Source organism: Pseudomonas sp. TH04 (genome assembly GCF_016651355.1).
Classification (GTDB): domain Bacteria; phylum Pseudomonadota; class Gammaproteobacteria; order Pseudomonadales; family Pseudomonadaceae; genus Aquipseudomonas; species Aquipseudomonas fluorescens.
Map to the genome: position 1 here is coordinate 3,026,118 of NZ_JAEKEA010000001.1, position 16,760 is coordinate 3,042,877.

Here is a 16,760-nt window from a genome sequence, read left to right on the forward strand (position 1 = left end):
TTGTGAGCGAACTCATTCGCGTACCTGACATCGGCAGCGGTGAAGGTGAAGTAATCGAGCTGTTTGTGAAGGTCGGCGACAAAGTCGAAGCCGACCAGAGCATCCTGACCCTGGAATCGGACAAGGCGAGCATGGAAATCCCTGCTCCCAAGGCCGGCGTGGTCAAGAGCCTGAAAGTGAAGCTGGGCGATCGCCTGAAAGAAGGCGACGAACTGCTGGAGCTGGAAATCGAAGGTGCCGCTGATGCGGCCCCTGCGGCAGCACCTGCTGCCGCTGCTGCACCTGCACCGGTTGCTGAAAAGCCTGCCGCCGCCGAGGCTCCAGCCGCCCCGGCTGCTGCACCCGCCGCTGCCACTGTTCAGGACATTCATGTTCCGGACATCGGTTCGTCGGGCAAGGCCAAGATCATTGAGCTGCTGGTCAAGGTCGGCGACACCGTCGAAGCCGACCAGTCGCTGATCACCCTGGAGTCCGACAAGGCCTCCATGGAAATCCCTTCGCCGGCTGCCGGCGTGGTGGAAAGCATTGCGGTCAAGCTGGAAGACGAAGTCGGCACTGGCGACTTCATCCTCAAGCTGAAAGTACAAGGCGCTGCTGCCCCGGCGGCTCCGGCACCGGCTGCCGCGCCAGCAGCCAAGGCTGAAGCGGCCCCGGCCGCTGCCGCACCTGCACCGGCTGCAAAAGCCGAGGCCGCACCGGCCCCTGCGGCGGCTGCCCCTGCGCCAAGCGGTGCCAAGGTTCACGCCGGCCCTGCCGTGCGTCAGCTGGCCCGTGAGTTCGGCGTTGAGCTCAACGCTGTGTCGGCCACCGGCCCTCACGGTCGCGTGCTGAAGGAAGACGTGCAGGTTTACGTCAAAGCCATGATGCAGAAAGCCAAGGAAGCTCCGGCTGCCGGCGGCGCTACCGGTGGTGCTGGTATTCCACCGATTCCGGTCGTGGACTTCAGCCGCTTCGGCGAAACCGAAGAAGTGCCGATGACCCGCCTGATGCAAATCGGCGCGTCGAGCCTGCACCGCAGCTGGCTGAACATTCCGCACGTGACCCAGTTCGACCAGGCCGACATCACCGACCTGGAAGCTTTCCGCGTTGCGCAGAAAGCCGTGGCCGAGAAGGCCGGCGTGAAACTGACCGTGCTGCCGCTGCTGCTCAAGGCTTGCGCGCACCTGCTCAAGGAACTGCCGGACTTCAACAGTTCGCTGGCACCCAGCGGCAAGGCGATCATTCGCAAGAAGTACGTGCACATCGGCTTTGCCGTCGACACCCCGGATGGCCTGCTGGTACCGGTCATCAAGAACGTCGACCAGAAGAGCCTGCTGCAACTCGCTGCCGAAGCGGCTGCGCTGGCTGCCAAGGCCCGCGACAAAAAGCTCACCGCAGACGATATGCAGGGCGCGTGCTTCACCATCTCCAGCCTCGGTCACATTGGCGGCACTGGCTTCACGCCAATCGTCAACGCGCCGGAAGTGGCGATCCTGGGTGTTTCCAAGGCCACTATCCAGCCTGTATGGGACGGTAAAGCGTTCCAGCCGAAACTGATGTTGCCGCTGTCGTTGTCCTACGATCACCGTGTGATCAACGGCGCTGCCGCTGCACGTTTCACGCAGCGTTTGAGCCAACTGCTGAACGACATCCGCACCATCCTGCTGTAAGCATCAACGGGCCTCCCTGTCACCGGGGAGGCCTGGCTGCACCGATTTCCGAGCGCCACGCTCGTACCTCAACCCCGCCAATTGGCGGGGCTTTTTTTCGCCTGCTTTTTTTGTCCGCGCCAGGCGCGTCGAGGCTGCGTCAATACGCCACCCATCACCCCGATTGCAGAAACCGCTCTCGCGGCCGATAACAGCCTTATAGCACTTAGCCTTCATCCTCTCTTGTCAGTGCGTGCTGCATGATGCAACCTTGCCGCAGGCGACAGTAAAGAGGGCGTGAGCCCGGCGCCGTGCGCATTTTTCCAAGCGAGTTTCCCCATGAAAAGCCAACCCGATGTCGCCCGTATGGCGGCCGAGGTAGTGACGCAGTTACCGGTGCCTTCGCGCCTCGGTATGCTGCGTTTCGAGCGGCTTAATGAGGCAAGCTGGGCGCTGCTGTACCTCGACCCCAATTGCGAGCGCCAATTCGGCCTGCCAGCGGTCGAACTGTGCGCGCTGGTCGGCACTCCCTACGCCAGCCTGATGGAACCTCAGGTGCGCTATCAACTGCACGATGCGATCCAGCAGCAACTGTCCCAGAGCCCGCATTACCTGGTGCGCTACACCCTGCACACCAGCGACGGCCCGCTGAGCCTGTTGGAAATGGGCGAGGCTTACAAACAACACAATCGTCACTTGGTGCGCGGCTACCTGATGGTGGTCGACGGGCTGTTCAGCGAAGCGCCCGTAACCGCCCCGACCGCAGACCTGGAAAACCAGAACAGCCGCCTGCAGATCGCCCTGGAGCTCAACCAGCGCGCCCAACAGGAACAGTTGCAGCACCTGGAACGGGTACGCGCTCAACAGGAGCTGATCCTGCTGCTGGCACGCCAGCGCTACACCACGCCCAATTCGCTGCAAGAAGCCGCCGAGCTGATCACCCGCAGTGCGTGCGACATCTACCAGATCGACTGCGCAAGCATCTGGAACCTTGAAGGCCAGCGCCTGGTACCGATCTCGGCCTACCACCGCGCCGACCAACAGCATCATCTGCCCGAAGCGATCGACGCCAGTAATTTCCCGGACTACCTGGAAGCCCTGCATTCGAGCCGCGCCATCGACGCCACCCATGCAATGCGTGACCCACGCACCCGGGAAATGGCGGAGAACCTGCGCGCCAAGGATGTGCACGCGATGCTCGACGCGAGTATCCGCGTTGATGGCCAGGTCATCGGCGTGCTGTGCCTGGAACAGAGCGGCAGCTCGCGCGCCTGGCAGACCGATGAGATCGCCTTTGCCGGCGAGCTGGCGGACCAGTTCGCACAAGTGATCAACAACCACAACCGGCGCACCGCCACCAGCGCGTTGCACCTGTTCCAGCGTGCGGTTGAGCAAAGCGCCAACGCCTTTTTGCTGGTCAACTGTGACGGCGTGGTGGAGTACGTCAACCCGAGCTTTACCGCAATCACCCAGTACAGCGCCGAAGAAGTCCATGGCCACCGCCTCGCGCAACTGCCGGCCCTGGAAAATCTCAGCGAACTGCTCTTCGACGCGCCATCCAGCCTGGCCAAGAGCAACAGCTGGCAGGGTGAATTCAAGAGCCGACGCAAAAACCTCGAACCGTACTGGGGCCAGCTGTCGATCTCCAAGGTGTATGGCGACAACCGTGAGCTGACCCACTACATCGGCATCTACGAAGACATCACCCAGACCAAGCTGGCCCAGCAGCGTATTGAACGCCTGGCCTACACCGACAACCTGACCAACCTGGGCAACCGCCCGGCGTTTATCCGCAACCTGGATGAACGCTTTGCCCGCGACAGCGACAGCCCGATCAGCCTGCTGCTGGTGGACATCGATAACTTCAAGCGGATCAACGACAGCCTCGGCCACCAGACCGGCGACAAGTTGCTGATCAGCCTGGCTCGCCGTCTGCGTAACAGCCTGAGTGCCGGCGGCAGCCTGGCGCGCTTTGCCAGTAACGAGTTTGCGGTGTTGCTTGACGACGCTGACCTGGAAAGCGGCCAGCAGGTTGCCAGCCAGTTGCTGGCAACCCTCGACAAACCGATGTTCGTCGACAACCAGTTGATCAGTGTCACCGGCTCCGTGGGCCTGGCTTGCGCGCCGCTGCACGGGCGTGACCCACAGACCCTGATGCGTAACGCCGGGCTCGCCCTGCACAAGGCCAAGGCCAACGGCAAACACCAGGTGCAGGTGTTTACCGAAGCCCTGAATGCCGAAGCCAGTTACAAGCTGTTCGTGGAAAACAACCTGCGCCGCGCCCTGACCCAGAACGAGCTGGACGTGTTTTACCAGCCCAAGCTGTGCCTGCGCAGCGGTCGCTTGCTGGGCATGGAAGCGCTGTTACGCTGGAACCATCCGGAAAAGGGCATGATCCGCCCCGATCAATTTATCAGCGTGGCTGAAGAGACCGGCCTGATCATTCCTATCGGCAAATGGATCGCGCGCCAGGCCTGCCGCATGAGCAAGCAGTTGAGCGCCGCCGGCATGGGTAATCTGCAGGTGGCGATCAACTTGTCGCCCAAACAATTCTCCGATCCGGACCTCGTGGCGTCGATCGCCACGATCCTCAAGGAAGAACAGCTGCCCGCCAATCTGCTGGAGCTGGAACTGACCGAAGGCCTGCTGCTGGAGGCCACCGAAGACACGCGCCTGCAGCTGGATCAGTTGAAGAGCTTTGGCCTGACCCTGGCCATGGACGACTTCGGCACCGGCTACTCCTCGCTGAGTTATTTGAAAAAATTCCCCATCGACATCATCAAGATCGATCGCAGCTTTATCCACGAAATCCCGGACAACCAGGACGACATGGAAATCACCTCGGCGGTGATCGCCATGGCCCACAACCTCAAGCTCAAGGTGGTGGCCGAAGGCATCGAAACCAGCGAGCAACTGGCGTTCCTGCGCCGGCATCGCTGCGATGTGGGCCAGGGCTACCTGTTCGACCGGCCAATCCCCGGTGCAGAGCTGCTTGAGAAGCTTAAACGCTATCCTCGCGGGCCTATCGCCTGACAGCGCTGTAACACTCGGGCACACTGGCTGTCTGTCTTATTACATAACTCAATCTGACTGAGAGGACTGATCATGGTCTTGCGCTCGGAAATTCTGGTGAACAAAAACGTGCTGCCTACTCAAGAACAAGCTTTGCCTGGCCGTGAAACCCCGATGAAGCTGCCGGAAACGCATTTCGTCAACGGCAACCCGCTGCTGGGTCCATTTGTCGATAACGTAGAGTTCGCGATATTCGGCCTCGGTTGCTTCTGGGGTGCGGAGCGCAAATTCTGGCAGCGCGACGGCGTGGTCAGCACCGTCGTCGGGTACGCCGGCGGTTACACGCCGAACCCGACGTACGAAGAAGTCTGCTCAGGCCTGACCGGCCACAGCGAAGTGGTGCTGGTGGTGTTTGACCAAGACAAGATCAGCTACGAAGAACTGCTGAAAATGTTCTGGGAACTGCACAACCCCACCCAAGGGATGCGCCAGGGCAATGACATCGGCAGCCAGTACCGCTCGGTGATCTACGCGGTGAAACCTGAGCACTTGGAGGCGGCCAAGGCCAGCGCCGAGGCGTATCAGGCTGAGCTGACCAAAGCTGGCCTGGGCACCATTACGACGGAAATCGAAGAAGCGCCGACGGTGTACTTCGCCGAGGCGTATCACCAGCAATATCTGGCGAAAAATCCGCAGGGCTATTGCGGGATCGGCGGCACAGGCGTGACCTGCCCGATCTAAGACTTGCGCAGTTCAAATGTGGGAGCGGGCTTGCTCGCGAATGCGGTGTATCAGTCGACATATCTGTTAACTGACACTCCGTCTTCGCGAGCAAGCCCGCTCCCACATTTAGCTTGGTGTTTTGGCTTGAGATCTGATTACTCAGCGATGAGCCAATCCATCTGCCACCCGCCCTGGGTCTGGCCAAGCTTCTTGGACAGCCACGGCAGCAGCTCACGCAATTCCTCCTCCAACCCCCACGGCGGGTTGGCAATCGCCAGGCCCGAGCCGGTCAGGGTATTGGGCGTGTCCAGCGGATGCACCAGCAACTCCACGCGCAGCAACTTCGGCGCACCGGTGCCGGCCAGGTCCTGGTAGAAGCGGCGCAACATGCGCTGGTCCTTGACCGGATACCAGATCGCCGCAACAGTCTGGCGCATACGGCTGACCGCCTCCTTGAGGGACGCTGCGCAGCGCTGCATTTCATCGAGTTGTTCAAACGGCGGGTCAATCAGCATCAGTGCGCGTTTCTCCGGCACCGGCAACAGCGCACGCGGCACATGCCAGCCTTCGCCCAGGTGCACTTTGACCCGGCGATCACCTTTCATGTTGTCCTTGAGTAGTACGCCGTCTTCCGGGTGTTTCTCATTGAGCAACACCCGATCCTGAGGCCGCGTGAGGCGGCGCGCGAGCTCCGGCGAGCCCGGGTAGTAACGCAACTGGCCATCCGGGTTCATTTCGTGCAGCACGCGCATGTAGTCGGCGGTCAGCGGCGGCAGATCGCTTTCGCCCCACAGACGCGCAATGCCTTCCAGGTATTCACCGGTGCGGTTGGCCTGGTCGCCCTGCAAGTCGTACAGACCGATCCCGGCGTGGGTGTCGAGGTAGGCGAACGGCTGCTCCTTGCGCGACATCAGGGCGATGAGGCGGGTCAAAGTCAGGTGTTTGAAGACATCGGCGTGGTTGCCGGCGTGAAAGGCGTGACGATAATTCATGGTTGCTCCTGCGCAGGGGGCGAAGTTTACCTTCAACAGGGGCAAAGGTGCAGGGCTGCGTGTCGGGCGGTGCTTATGTCACAAACACAGGTACACCGCAGAAAACAGTCTAATTCCACCTATGGCAGCAGGCTTGCCCGCGGTGCAAGCGACGCGGTATTACCCGTACACCGCGCTGACGCTATCGCCGGCAAGCCAGTTCCCGCCGTGTTCGGGGGCACCCATGAATCCAAGGAGGTCTATCACCATCATGAAAGACGCCACTATTGCACTGCATCACGGCTTCAAATCGGACCCGACCACCAAGGCGGTCGCTGTGCCGATCTACCAGAACGTCGCCTTCGAATTCGATAACGCCCAACACGGCGCCGACCTCTTCAACCTGGACGTCCCCGGCAACATCTACACGCGAATCATGAACCCCACCAACGACGTGCTGGAACAGCGTCTCGCCGCGCTTGAAGGCGGCATTGCCGCCCTGGCCGTATCGGCCGGCAGCGCGGCGATCCACTACGCAATCCAGACCCTGACCCGCGCCGGTGACAATATTGTCACCACCCCGCAACTCTATGGCGGCACCTACACCCTGTTCGCCCACCTGTTACCGAGCTTTGGCGTCGATGTGCGTTTCGCTCGCAACGACAGCGCCGAAGCCATCGCCGAACTGATCGACGACAACACCAAGCTGGTGTATTGCGAAAGCATCGGCAACCCGGCCGGCAATATCATCGATATCGAAGCCCTGGCGAAAGTCGCCCACGCCCGGGGTGTCCCGCTGATGGTGGACAACACCGTGGCCACGCCAATCCTGTGCAAACCGATCCAGTTCGGCGCCGACATCGTGGTGCACTCGGTGACGAAATACGTCGGCGGCCATGGCAACTCCCTCGGCGGCGTGATCGTCGACAGCGGCACCTTCCCGTGGTCCCAATACCCCGAGAAATTTCCCGGCCTCAACCAGCCCGAGCCGGCCTACCACGGCGTGGTCTACACCGAAAAATTCGGCCCTGCCGCTTTCATCGCCCGCGCCCGTACCGTGCCGTTGCGCAATACCGGCGCAGCCCTCGCACCGATGAACGCATTCCTGTTGCTGCAAGGCCTGGAAACCCTGGCCCTGCGCATGGAGCGCCATACCGAGAACGCGCTGAAAGTTGCGCAGTTTTTGCAAAGCCACACCGAGGTGGAGTGGGTCAGCTACGCCGGGCTACCGGACCACCCGCACCACGCACTGGCGCAAAAATACATGCAGGGCAAACCCTCGGCGATTCTCTCCTTTGGCTTAAAGGGCGGCTATGACGCTGGCGTGCGCTTCTACGACGCCCTGCAAATCTTCAAACGCCTGGTGAATATTGGCGACGCCAAATCACTGGCCTGCCACCCCGCGTCCACGACTCACCGACAGATGAACGAGCAGGAACAGGCCAAGGCAGGCGTGAAGCCGGAGATGATTCGTCTGTCAGTGGGCATCGAGGCGATTGAGGACCTGATCGAAGACCTGCAGCAGGCATTGGGTTCAACTCAACGCTGAGGCGAGGTCATCGATCAGCGCTTCATGGCTGATGTCCGGCCTGCGCACGCAGTAGGCGACCTTGTGCCGCAAGGTCGCCGGCTTAAAGGCGGTGTACAGGTCAGGGCGCTGTTCTTCGAGCCATTGCAGCAGGTTGTCGACCAGCACGTGGGGCGATCGCGCTGCCAGGTGCCCCAGCAACGACTCTGGCACTCGCCACCATGGGCTGACGTTGGCGGCGGTGACGGGCCCCGTCGCAACGGTCAGCGGTTGGCCATTGATCAGATACCGCTGGAACACCGGCAACACGCTCCCCGTCTCGTCACCCAGGTTGCGCACAATCGGCAGAAACTGCGCAGCATCCCAGAAGCGCAAAAACACGGCCTGGTCACTGTGCACAAATACCTTGGTCAAGCTTTGCAGGTGCGCGACCACCGTTTCCGGCAGGCTGGATGAAACCGCCAGCCAGCCCCAATCCGTTGACTCGGTGGTAGCGACCCAGTCGAGGAAGGGACTGCCGGGCTCAATGAGCCCGACATAAGGCATTACCTCGCGCCACTGCGCATAGGCTGTGCCTGCCCAGATCGCCCGGGATGGCGCACCGGCAGCCATGGCTTGCCAAGCGGCAACCGGTTTGGCGTCGCTGGTTCCGCTGAGCAGCACAAAAATCTGCTCATTGGGTAACAAAGGGCATTGAGCCAGCCAAGCGCGTGGCGCCAAAGCGTGAGGCATGAGGGGCAATTCCTTTTAAATTAAGCTTAAAGGTGTCGGGTGATATCACATTGACCGTTCTTGCAGCGCTCACACTCTTCGCAAAACGGAGCGCTGCGTTTCAGGCTGGCCACTTGCACGCGGCTTAAGGGTGCGGGAATAACCGCCAGCAGTTTTTCTTTCACTCCCGCCATTAACGGCGCAGCGGCAGGGCCGGGCGCACCGCCAAGCTGAATCGGCACACTGCTGAATATGCCGGCTGCCGACACCGTGATCGACTGCCCTCCGGCCTGGATCGTCACGGTGGCGCCCGCGTCGATGACGACGCTTTGCCCTGCGCCGATCTGAATGCTCCGACCTGCCCGCACCTGTTGCGACCCGCCAATCACCAGGTGATCGTCCTGCTTGAGCTCGGTCAGGCGGTTGCCGTGGGTGATGCGCTGCTCTTCACCTTGAAGCTCATGATGGGACTCGCCACCGACCCTCACCCGGCGCAGGTTATCAACCTGGACCTGCTGGTCATGCAGCACGTGCTGGGTCCAATCACGCTGGGCACGCAGGTAGATTTCCTCGGCGCCCTTGCGGTCCTCAATCCGCAGTTCGTTGTAGCCACCCCCGCCCGGGCTGCTGTGACTGCGCAAAATGCTGCGGGTCTTGTCCGCCGGCAGGTCCAGCGGCACCGGTGTCGCGGCGTTGGGCAGGCACCCCATCACCAGGGGCATATCCATGTCGCCATTGACGAAGCCGACCAGGACTTCCATGCCAACCCTGGGGATCAGCACCGAACCATAACGGTCATGGGCCCAGGCACTGGCGACTCGCAGCCAGCAACTGGAATGGTCGTCATGCGCCCCGTCGCGATCCCAGGCCATCTGCACTTTGACTCGCCCGTATTCATCGCAGTGGATTTCGCTGTCGGCTGGGCCGGTGACCACCGCGTTCTGGTAACCCGCAAGGGTCGGACGCTTCTGCTCAGGCATGGGCGGACGAAAGATCACGTCCCACGGCGCAGCGATGAATGCGTTGCGATAGCCCTGGCGAAAATCCCCGCCGTCGACCTCAGTCACGGCCTCCTCGAGCACTTGGGGTTGTTTGCCTTCGTGGGTGACGTGCGTCAGCAGCCACACGTTGTTCCATTCTTCACGTGGGTGCCCGCTCAGCTTGAGGAAACGCCCGCAGACCAACCCCGGCTCATCACCTTCACCGTGGGCGATGCGAGCGTCCCGGCGGTGGCGTTCCAAACCGCGCTGTGCGAGGTATTTGCCATGCAGGCGGTCGGAAAATTGACCGGGGTAGCGTTGCTCCTCCAGCGTGGGAAGCGCCTCGCCGGCGACTTCGCTCTGCAACGCCAGGCGTGGCTTGCGGAAGTCGTAATCGCGCACGCTCACTGACGTCGTACGGGTTTCCAATTGCACCGCAAACCGTTTGATCGCCGGCGCGCCCGCCACCATTCCGGAACCGGGTGAGTACGGGGTCGGCTGATCAGCCTGGGTAAACACTGTCTGGTCATCGCCAAACACCAGCCGGTGCCCCTCCGGCGAATGCTGGAAGTGATAGTGAATCCCCTGCTCGGCACACAGGCGCTGAATGAACGCCAGATCGGTCTCCCCGAACTGCACACAATATTCACGCTGCGGGTAATGACCGCTCAGCCGAAACTCGAAGCGGTCGCTCTGAATCCCCTGCCCCACCAGCACCAGCGCAACGATCTGCGGCACGGTCTTGTGCTGGAAAATACGCTGATGGCTGCTGTGCATCAGGTAGGCCAATTGCGGCACAAGGCTAACCTGGTAGCGCGTAAGACGTCGTCCGGAATCGCCCTGGGCCACCCGGTAAACCAAGCCGTGCACGCCATGGCCGCGTTCATCAAAACCCAGATACACCTGGCGATGCAGCATGCTTTCGAGGTCGATATCGGGTTGCTCGCTGACCAGCTCAAGCTCAAAACGATAAGGCTGGCTGAGCGCCTCATGACCTTTGAAGCTATAGACTTTAAGGTCGCACGCAACGCCATCCAGGGTTAGGTTAAAGGCACTTTGATTGGCAGGAGCGAACATCCGGTGTTTCTCTGCGAAGGGTAGGCGCCAGATTCTGCACCACTGCTGCGCCCGGCTGAGCACGCCTCGGGAAAATCAGTAAAGCCCTACACGCACGCGTCCGAATGCTCTTGCGGCCGACGTAAATCGCACGCAAAAAAAAGCCCGCATCCTACGGATGGCGGGCCTTTTCTCAGCTCATCGGGCGCTAAACGCCGGAAGAATTACTTGTTGAGGTTGTAGTCTTTTTCCGCAGCATCAAAACGCTCGACCATACCTACCGTCGGTGCGCCCAGCTTGCTCACGAAGTAGATCGCCAAGCTGGCGAAGATAAAGCCTGGAATGATTTCGTACAGGCCCAGCAGGTTGAAATGCTTCCACACGATTACGGTGATAGCGCCCACCAGAATGCCCGCCAATGCGCCGTTGCGGGTCATGCCTTTCCAGATCACCGAGATCAGTACAACCGGACCAAACGCAGCGCCGAAACCGGCCCAGGCGTAGCTGACCAGACCCAGTACGCGGTTGTCCGGGTTAGCTGCCATAGCGATAGCAATCAGGGCAACCAACAGCACCATGGCACGACCGACCCACACCAGTTCAACCTGGGAAGCGTTTTTGCGCAGGAAGGTTTTGTAGAAGTCTTCAGTCAAGGCGCTGGAGCACACCAGCAACTGGCAGCTCAGGGTACTCATGACAGCCGCCAGAATGGCCGACAACAGCACGCCAGCGATCCATGGGTTGAACAGCAGCTTGGCCAGTTCAATGAACACACGCTCGTGGTTCTCGGTAACCGGCCCCGCGACTTCAGGGTGCGCCGAGAAGTAAGCGATACCGAAGAAGCCCACCGCCACAGTGCCGCCCAGGCACAGGATCATCCAGGTCATGGAAATACGGCGCGCCTTGGCAATCGACTTCACCGAATCCGCCGCCATGAAGCGCGCGAGGATGTGCGGCTGGCCGAAGTAACCCAAACCCCAGCCCATCAGCGAGATGATGCCGATGAACGAGGTGTTTTTCAGCATGTTGAAGTTGTCCGGGTTCTTGGCTTCGATCGCCAGGAACGTGGTGTCGATGCCGCCGGTGGCCAACAGCACGATGATCGGCGTGAGGATCAGGGCGAAGATCATCAGCGTGGCTTGGACGGTATCGGTCCAGCTGACGGCAAGGAAACCACCAACGAAGGTGTAGGCAATCGTCGCCGCAGCGCCGGCCCACAGCGCCGTCTCGTAGGACATGCCGAACGTGCTTTCAAACAGGCGGGCACCGGCGACGATGCCGGAGGCGCAATAGATGGTGAAGAACACCAGAATCACCACCGCAGAGATGATCCGCAGCAGGCCGCTTTTGTCTTCGAAACGGCTGGAGAAGTAATCCGGCAGCGTCAGGGCGTCACCGTTGTGCTCGGTCTGCACCCGCAGGCGGCCGGCCACGAACAACCAGTTCAGGTAGGCACCGACGATCAGGCCGATGGCGATCCAGCTTTCCGACAGGCCGGACATGTAGATCGCGCCCGGCAGGCCCATCAACAACCAGCCGCTCATATCGGAAGCACCGGCCGACAAGGCTGTGACCACGCTACCGAGGCTGCGACCGCCGAGGATGTAATCGGAAAGGTTGTTGGTGGAGCGATAGGCCATTAAGCCAATCAGCACCATTGCTGCGATGTAGATCACGAACGTGATCAGGGTAGGATTACTAACGCTCATAAGAGTGACGCCCTGGCTTTGTTTTTATGTAGCGACGGTCTGTCAGACGCCACCCACTGGTTCAGTGAGTAAACGTAACTGGTTGCCGCGCATTTATGACTGACGTTTCCCCAGGAAAGCCGCCAGCCGATGAACCGAACCGTGAAGGTGGTTGCACCTTGGCCGCGAATGCTATTCAACAAAGCAAATAAGGTGCAACCAGTTTCTTGAGATTAAGTTGCACCTTAGCGCAAATCGTCGAAAAGCCGTGTTTTTTGCTCCTTTTCGGAGCAAGAACTGCCGATCTCAGAAGCAAATGCACCAAAGCGAAGCCAATTCGCTTGAAGGCCGGATTTTTTCCTGTGAAGCGTCGAAAATTTCCTGAACAAAAAGGGTTGCACCCGGTTGCACCTCTTGTTGGGCAAAGCTAATCTTGCCGCCAGCAGATGCCACTCGGTAGTGGCACCCATGAGGATAAAAAGATGGCAACGACCACCCTTGGGGTCAAACTCGACGACCCGACCCGCGAACGCCTGAAGGCGGCCGCGACCTCCATTGATCGCACGCCGCACTGGCTGATCAAGCAGGCGATTTTCAATTACCTGGAGAAACTTGAGGGTGGTGCAACCCTGACCGAGCTCAATGGTTTGGGCAGTAAGGACGCTGAAGACGCTGGCGACATCCAGCCCGACCACGCCCACCAGTGCTTCCTGGAGTTTGCCGAGAGCATCCTGCCGCAATCGGTACTGCGCGCCTCGATCACCGCCGCTTACCGCCGCCCTGAGCCGGAAGTGGTGCCAATGCTGATCGAGCAGGCACGCCTGCCGCAGGCAATGGCCGAGGCCACCAACAAACTGGCCGCGTCGATTGCTGAAAAACTGCGCAATCAGAAGAGTGCCGGCGGCCGTGCCGGTATTGTTCAGGGCCTGCTGCAAGAATTTTCCCTGTCGTCCCAGGAAGGTGTGGCCCTGATGTGCCTGGCCGAAGCGCTGCTGCGTATCCCGGACAAAGGCACCCGCGACGCGCTGATCCGCGACAAGATCAGCACCGGCAACTGGCAGCCGCACCTGGGCAACAGCCCGTCGCTGTTCGTCAACGCCGCGACTTGGGGCCTGCTGCTGACCGGCAAACTGGTCGCCACCCACAACGAAGCGGGTTTGACCTCGTCCCTGAGCCGCATCATCGGCAAGAGCGGCGAGCCGATGATCCGCAAGGGCGTCGACATGGCCATGCGCCTGATGGGCGAACAGTTCGTCACCGGCGAAACCATCGCCGAAGCCCTGGCCAATGCGAGCAAGTTCGAAGCCAAGGGTTTCCGCTATTCCTACGACATGCTCGGTGAAGCCGCACTGACCGAACACGATGCGCAGAAGTACCTGGCCTCGTATGAGCAAGCCATTCACTCCATCGGCAAAGCCTCACACGGCCGTGGGATTTATGAAGGCCCAGGCATCTCCATCAAGTTGTCGGCATTGCACCCGCGTTACAGCCGTGCGCAATACGAGCGTGTGATGGAAGAGCTGTACCCGCGCCTGCTGTCCCTGACCTTGCTGGCCAAGCAGTACGACATCGGCCTGAACATCGACGCCGAAGAAGCCGACCGCCTTGAGCTGTCGCTGGACCTGCTGGAACGCCTGTGCTTCGAGCCGCAACTGACCGGCTGGAACGGCATCGGTTTCGTGATCCAGGCTTACCAGAAGCGTTGCCCGTATGTGATCGACTACGTCATCGACCTGGCGCGCCGCAGCCGCCATCGCCTGATGATCCGCCTGGTAAAAGGCGCGTATTGGGACAGCGAAATCAAGCGTGCCCAGGTTGAAGGCCTGGAAGGCTACCCGGTCTACACCCGCAAGGTGTACACCGACGTCTCCTACATTGCTTGCGCACGCAAACTGCTGTCGGTGCCGGAAGTCATCTACCCGCAGTTCGCGACGCACAACGCCCACACACTGTCGGCCATCTACCATATCGCCGGTCAGAACTATTACCCCGGCCAGTACGAGTTCCAGTGCCTGCACGGCATGGGTGAACCGCTGTACGAGCAGGTTGTAGGCAAGGTTTCCGATGGCAAGCTGAACCGTCCGTGCCGCGTGTACGCACCGGTCGGCACCCACGAAACACTGCTCGCCTACCTGGTGCGCCGCCTGCTGGAAAACGGCGCCAATACCTCGTTCGTCAACCGGATTGCCGACCAGTCCATCTCGATTCAGGAGCTGGTGGCCGATCCAGTGGCCAGCATCGAGCAAATGGCGACGCTGGAAGGCGGCTTCGGTCTGCCACACCCGCGTATTCCATTGCCGCGCGACCTGTATGGCAGCGACCGCGCCAACTCGGCCGGTATCGACCTGGCCAACGAACACCGCTTGGCCTCGCTGTCTTGCGCCTTGCTGGCCACGGCCCACAACGACTGGAAAGCCGCGCCGATGCTCGGTTGTGCGTCCAGCAATGAAGCCGCCGCCGCTGTGCTGAACCCATCTGACCTGCGCGATGTGGTCGGCCATGTACAGGAAGCCACTGTCGAAGACGTCGACAACGCCCTCCAGTGCGCCATTAACGCCGGTCCGATCTGGCAGGCCACCCCGCCCGCCGAACGCGCCGCGATCCTGGAGCGTGCCGCCGACTTGATGGAAGGCGAGATTCAGCCGCTGATGGGCCTGCTGGCTCGCGAAGCCGGTAAAACGTTTGCCAACGCCATCGCCGAAGTGCGTGAAGCCGTGGACTTCCTGCGCTACTACGCGGTGCAGGCCCGTAACGATTTCACCAACGACGCCCACCGCCCACTGGGCCCGGTGGTCTGCATCAGCCCGTGGAACTTCCCGCTGGCGATTTTCAGTGGCCAAGTTGCTGCGGCACTGGCCGCCGGTAACCCGGTATTGGCCAAGCCAGCCGAGCAAACACCCTTGGTGGCTGCGCAGGCCGTGCGCATTCTGCTCGAGGCCGGCATCCCGGAAGGCGTGCTGCAACTGCTGCCGGGCCAGGGCGAAACCGTCGGCGCGCGCCTGGTGGGTGATGATCGCGTCAAAGGCGTGATGTTCACGGGTTCCACCGAAGTGGCGCGCCTGCTGCAACGCAGCGTCGCCGGTCGCCTGGACACCCAGGGCCGTCCGATTCCGCTGATCGCCGAAACCGGTGGCCAGAACGCGATGATCGTCGACTCTTCGGCACTGACCGAACAGGTGGTGATCGATGTCGTGTCCTCGGCCTTCGACAGCGCCGGCCAACGTTGCTCGGCCCTGCGTGTACTGTGCCTGCAGGAAGATTCGGCAGACCGTGTCATCGAAATGCTTAAGGGCGCCATGGCTGAATGCCGCCTGGGCAACCCGGAGCGCCTGTCGGTGGACATCGGCCCGGTGATCGACGCCGAAGCCAAGGCGGGTATCGAGAAACACATCCAGGCCATGCGTGACAAAGGCCGCGCCGTGTACCAGGTGGCAATTGCCGACGGCGAAGAGATCAAGCGTGGCACCTTTGTGATGCCAACCCTGATCGAGCTGGAAAGCTTCGACGAACTGCAACGGGAGATCTTCGGCCCGGTGCTGCACGTGGTGCGCTACAAGCGCAAAGAGATCGACCAGCTCATCGCGCAGATCAACGCATCCGGCTACGGCCTGACCCTGGGCGTGCACACGCGCATCGACGAGACCATCGCCAAGGTGATCGACAACGTCCATGCCGGTAACGTCTACGTCAACCGCAACATCGTCGGTGCCGTGGTTGGTGTGCAGCCGTTCGGCGGCGAAGGCCTGTCAGGCACCGGCCCGAAAGCCGGTGGCCCGCTGTACCTGTACCGCCTACTGTCGACTCGCCCTACGGATGCCATCGAGCAATCCTTCGTGCGTGGCGACAAGCTGGCCGCACCGGATGTGCGTCTGCGCGACGCCATGAGCCTACCGCTGACCGCCCTGAAAACCTGGGCCGACAGCCACAAGCTCAGCGACCTGAGCGCCCTGTGCAGCCAGTTCGCCGTGCAATCGCAAAGCGGTATCACCCGCCAACTGGCCGGCCCGACCGGCGAGCGCAACAGTTACGCCATCCTGCCCCGCGAGCACGTGTTGTGCCTGGCGGAAGTGGAAGGCGACCTGCTGACGCAACTGGCGGCGGTATTGGCCGTCGGCGGTTCGGCGGTCTGGCCGGAAACCGACCTGACCAAGGCCTTGTTCCCACGCCTGCCAAGAGAGATTCAGGCGAAGATCAAGCGCGTTGCTGATTGGACCAAGGACGAGGTGGTGTTCGACGCCGTCTTGCACCACGGCGATTCCGACCAATTGCGCGCTGTTTGCCAGCAAGTGGCCCAGCGTGGCGGGGCGATTGTCGGGGTGCATGGTTTGTCGCAGGGTGAAACCGCGATAGGCCTTGAACGCCTGGTGATCGAGCGTGCGTTGAGCGTTAACACCGCTGCAGCGGGTGGTAACGCCAGCCTGATGACCATCGGCTAACTAATCTGGGAGCGGGCTTGCTCGCGA

General features: G+C 61.2%; 9 protein-coding genes. 5 read left to right on the forward strand and 4 right to left on the reverse strand.

Annotation, left to right across the window (positions count from 1 at the left end; translation table 11 throughout):
- Window positions 1-2 precede the first annotated feature (2 nt).
- The 3 genes from aceF to msrA all read left to right on the forward strand — a co-directional run bounded on the left by aceF (window position 3) and on the right by msrA (window position 5,381).
- Window positions 3-1,649, forward strand: coding sequence for a dihydrolipoyllysine-residue acetyltransferase (gene aceF / locus JFT85_RS13655; protein WP_201229982.1), 1,647 nt, complete (start codon window positions 3-5; stop codon window positions 1,647-1,649).
- A 318-nt stretch (window positions 1,650-1,967) separates the two neighbouring features.
- Window positions 1,968-4,661: a putative bifunctional diguanylate cyclase/phosphodiesterase gene (locus JFT85_RS13660; RefSeq protein WP_053253996.1), complete on the forward strand. Its 2,694-nt coding sequence runs from the start codon at window positions 1,968-1,970 to the stop codon at window positions 4,659-4,661.
- A 72-nt stretch (window positions 4,662-4,733) separates the two neighbouring features.
- Window positions 4,734-5,381, forward strand: a complete 648-nt coding sequence (gene msrA, locus JFT85_RS13665) for a peptide-methionine (S)-S-oxide reductase MsrA (RefSeq protein ID WP_169875694.1) — start codon at window positions 4,734-4,736, stop codon at window positions 5,379-5,381.
- 137 nt (window positions 5,382-5,518) lie between these two features.
- Here the strand turns inward: msrA and JFT85_RS13670 are convergent, their stop codons facing one another.
- Entirely contained in the window at window positions 5,519-6,355 is an 837-nt protein-coding gene (locus tag JFT85_RS13670) for a 23S rRNA (adenine(2030)-N(6))-methyltransferase RlmJ (protein WP_017138523.1), read from the reverse strand.
- Between the two features lie 250 nt (window positions 6,356-6,605).
- On the opposite strand from JFT85_RS13670, the gene JFT85_RS13675 reads away from it, so the two are divergent.
- The gene (locus tag JFT85_RS13675; protein WP_187601913.1) at window positions 6,606-7,883 is read left to right on the forward strand and encodes an O-acetylhomoserine aminocarboxypropyltransferase/cysteine synthase family protein; all 1,278 of its coding nucleotides are present in this window, start codon (window positions 6,606-6,608) and stop codon (window positions 7,881-7,883) included.
- Here the strand turns inward: JFT85_RS13675 and JFT85_RS13680 are convergent.
- The 3 genes from JFT85_RS13680 to putP form a co-directional block, all read right to left on the reverse strand.
- Window positions 7,869-8,594: a DUF4123 domain-containing protein gene (locus JFT85_RS13680; protein WP_201229984.1), complete on the reverse strand. Its 726-nt coding sequence runs from the start codon at window positions 8,592-8,594 to the stop codon at window positions 7,869-7,871. The genes JFT85_RS13675 and JFT85_RS13680 overlap by 15 nt on opposite strands.
- 26 nt (window positions 8,595-8,620) lie before the next feature.
- On the reverse strand, window positions 8,621-10,630 hold the full coding sequence (locus JFT85_RS13685; RefSeq protein ID WP_201229986.1) for a type VI secretion system Vgr family protein: 2,010 nt from the start codon (window positions 10,628-10,630) through the stop codon (window positions 8,621-8,623).
- Between the two features lie 203 nt (window positions 10,631-10,833).
- Window positions 10,834-12,318, reverse strand: coding sequence for a sodium/proline symporter PutP (putP, locus tag JFT85_RS13690; protein ID WP_053253991.1), 1,485 nt, complete (start codon window positions 12,316-12,318; stop codon window positions 10,834-10,836).
- A 461-nt stretch (window positions 12,319-12,779) separates the two neighbouring features.
- On the opposite strand from putP, the gene putA reads away from it, so the two are divergent.
- Entirely contained in the window at window positions 12,780-16,733 is a 3,954-nt protein-coding gene (putA, locus tag JFT85_RS13695) for a trifunctional transcriptional regulator/proline dehydrogenase/L-glutamate gamma-semialdehyde dehydrogenase (protein ID WP_073638761.1), read from the forward strand.
- Window positions 16,734-16,760 lie beyond the last annotated feature (27 nt).

Coding starts and splice junctions, on each gene's coding strand:
- JFT85_RS13660 (WP_053253996.1), top strand. CDS start 1,968: ATGAAAAGCCAACCCGATGTCGCCCGTATGGCGGCCGAGGTAGTGACG.
- JFT85_RS13680 (WP_201229984.1), bottom strand. CDS start 8,594: ATGCCTCACGCTTTGGCGCCACGCGCTTGGCTGGCTCAATGCCCTTTG.
- msrA (WP_169875694.1), top strand. CDS start 4,734: ATGGTCTTGCGCTCGGAAATTCTGGTGAACAAAAACGTGCTGCCTACT.
- putP (WP_053253991.1), bottom strand. CDS start 12,318: ATGAGCGTTAGTAATCCTACCCTGATCACGTTCGTGATCTACATCGCA.
- putA (WP_073638761.1), top strand. CDS start 12,780: ATGGCAACGACCACCCTTGGGGTCAAACTCGACGACCCGACCCGCGAA.
- JFT85_RS13670 (WP_017138523.1), bottom strand. CDS start 6,355: ATGAATTATCGTCACGCCTTTCACGCCGGCAACCACGCCGATGTCTTC.
- JFT85_RS13675 (WP_187601913.1), top strand. CDS start 6,606: ATGAAAGACGCCACTATTGCACTGCATCACGGCTTCAAATCGGACCCG.
- JFT85_RS13685 (WP_201229986.1), bottom strand. CDS start 10,630: ATGTTCGCTCCTGCCAATCAAAGTGCCTTTAACCTAACCCTGGATGGC.